Source organism: Ruegeria sp. AK11 (assembly GCF_056541095.1).
In genome coordinates this window covers 1-2432 of record NZ_JBQFXU010000031.1, presented here as the reverse complement: position 1 = coordinate 2432, position 2432 = coordinate 1, and the positions used below count along the sequence as shown (strand labels likewise).

At 59.0% G+C, this 2432-nt stretch carries 3 protein-coding genes; 1 reads left to right on the top strand and 2 read right to left on the bottom strand.

Translation table 11 applies throughout. From position 1 onward, the window contains the following. Window positions 1-1481, bottom strand: a 1481-nt coding sequence (hpaE, locus tag ACR0D9_RS20540; RefSeq protein WP_480540096.1) for a 5-carboxymethyl-2-hydroxymuconate semialdehyde dehydrogenase, incomplete at its 3' end; no start/stop codon positions are given. Between the two features lie 3 nt (window positions 1482-1484). Further along, complete coding sequence (locus ACR0D9_RS20535) at window positions 1485-1883, bottom strand: 5-carboxymethyl-2-hydroxymuconate Delta-isomerase (RefSeq protein ID WP_480484965.1); 399 nt, start codon at window positions 1881-1883, stop codon at window positions 1485-1487. A 106-nt stretch (window positions 1884-1989) separates the two neighbouring features. On the opposite strand from ACR0D9_RS20535, the gene hpaR reads away from it, so the two are divergent. Then, window positions 1990-2430, top strand: coding sequence for a homoprotocatechuate degradation operon regulator HpaR (gene hpaR / locus ACR0D9_RS20530; RefSeq protein ID WP_480492848.1), 441 nt, complete (start codon window positions 1990-1992; stop codon window positions 2428-2430). Window positions 2431-2432: the final 2 nt, after the last annotated feature.

The following is a 2432-nucleotide window of genomic DNA, read 5'->3' as shown; positions in this document are numbered from 1 at the left end:
TTTCCGGTTGCGAAGCCGACGTGTTTTTGTTCCATGTAGAACTCGAAGCTCCAGTTGCCGCCGTCGCGGCCGATACCGGATGCTTTGACGCCGCCGAACGGGGTGGGCAGGTGGCGGACGTTTTCCGAGTTCACCCAGATCATCCCGGCTTCTAGCTTGTCGGTGAACCGCAAGGCGCGGGTCAGGTCATTGGTCCAGACATAGCCGGTCAGACCGTATGGTGTGTCGTTGGCAATCTGCAGCGCCTCGTCCTCGGTCGAGAACGGGATCGAGGTCAGAACCGGGCCGAATATCTCTTCGCGCGCGATACGCATCTGGTTATTGGCATCGGTAAACAAGGTTGGGCGAATGAAATACCCTGTGTCGCCCACCTTGACACCCCCGGCGGCGACAGTCGCACCGTCTTCTTTGGCGATGTCAAAATAGGAGGTCACCTTGTTATAATGCTCCTCGGTCACCAGTGGCCCGATCTCGGTCTCAGGATCCAGCGGATGGCCGACCTTGATGGTGTTGACCCGTTCGATCAGCTTTGCCTCGAACGCGTCCTTGATGGTGTCCTGCACCAGCAGGCGCGAGGATGACGTGCAGCGCTCGCCATTGATCGAGTAGATCATGAAGATCACCGCATCCAGCGCCCGGTCGAGATCGGCGTCGTCGAACACAACAACCGGGTTCTTGCCGCCCAGTTCCAGATGCATCCGCTTGAGCGTATCGGCACCTTGTTTGGTGATGATGCTGCCGGTGCGGCTTTCACCGACAAAGGCGATCGCCTTGATCAACGGATGCTCCGTCAACGCCTTACCCGCATCGGGGCCGAACCCGTTCACGGTGTTCAGCACACCCTTGGGCAGCCCGGCCTCTTCGGCGATCTCCACCAGCAGGCGAGCGGACAGCGGAGAATCTTCGGCCGGTTTGTGAACCACAGTGCACCCGGCAGCCAAAGCAGGTGCGATCTTCCATGTCGACAGCATGAACGGCGTGTTCCACGGCGTGATCACCCCCACCGGACCAATCGGAACGCGCGTGGTGATGTTCATCAGGGTCGGCGACTTAAGGTGCTGACCGTCCCGCGCCTGGACCACCTGATCCGCGAAATACCGGAAATTCTCGGCCCCCCGCAGCGCGGCCTTGGACATAAAGCGCAGGGTCTGGCCGGTGTCCCAGCATTCACACAGCGCAATTTCCTCGGCACGGGCCTCGATCGCATCGGCAACGTTCAGCAAGATGCGGCGCCGCTCGGTGGCAGGCATGTCGCGCCAATCGGCAAATGCGGCGTGGGCGGCATTGGCGGCAGCGTCGATATCATCGGCTGTGCCATGGGCGACATCGCAGATCACCGACCTGTCAACCGGGGAGGTGGATTGGAACACCCCTGCGGAACCGTCGCGATCTTCGCCCGCGATCCGGTTCTTGATGCCGGTTTCCTTAAACCGGGCCAGAAAGCCCGCCAGCTTCTCGATATTCGTATCCAGTGCGCTCATGGATCAGGTCTCCTGGTTGGTCGCGCCCAAATGGTCCCGGATCGTGCCGGTCTTGGGCGAAAGGTCTGGGTCAATGTCACGCATCTCAAGCGAGAGCGCGATGGAATGTCCGGCGAAGGCGGGGGACAGATAGGCCTCAACCGCCTCAAAAATGCGCTGCGTGGCGTCCCGTTTGACATCCGCAGCCCGGCCAGCGCGCAGGCGGATCGAGATATCGATAAACCCATGCGCCGGATTGCCGTCCGCGATGGCATAGTGATCGACCCGCGTGGCCCGGACACGAATACCGGGCAGGGGAAATGTCTTGATCCCGGCAGCCGTGGCCCGGATGCATTCGCACAAGCCACTCATATCGACCCTGTCTTCCAGATTGCCGGAATACTCGACGTGAAAATGTGGCATATGCTCCCTCCAATGGTAAACATGTTTAGTAAATTGGAACCCCCGCTGTCAAGAACTTGCTTTGTTAATCTTTGCATCTTTTGACTCTGCGAATTAGAAGACTGTCATGAGTGAACAAAGCCACACCAAGAACACCTCGCGCGCCCTTCCGATTGCCTTGCTGCGCGCACGCGAAACCGTCATGGCCCCCATCCGGGACATGCTGCAGGGGATACAACTGACCGAGCAGAAATGGCGCATCCTGCGCGTGCTGGACGAGTTGGGTGAAGTGGAGCAAAGCTCGATTGCCAAAGAGGCCTGCCTGCTGTTGCCAAGCCTCACCCGCATCCTGCGCACGATGGAAGCCGAAGGCCAAATATCACGCCGCCAGGACAGCCACGACAAACGACGCACAATGGTGAAGATCACAAACGAAGGACGAAACATCCTCGCCGAAAACCTCGGAACCTCTCTCCAGATCTACCAAAGCATCGAAAAACAAATGGGACGAGAAAAACTCAACCAACTCCTCGACCTGCTCGAAGAACTACAAGCCGTCAAAGTCTGACC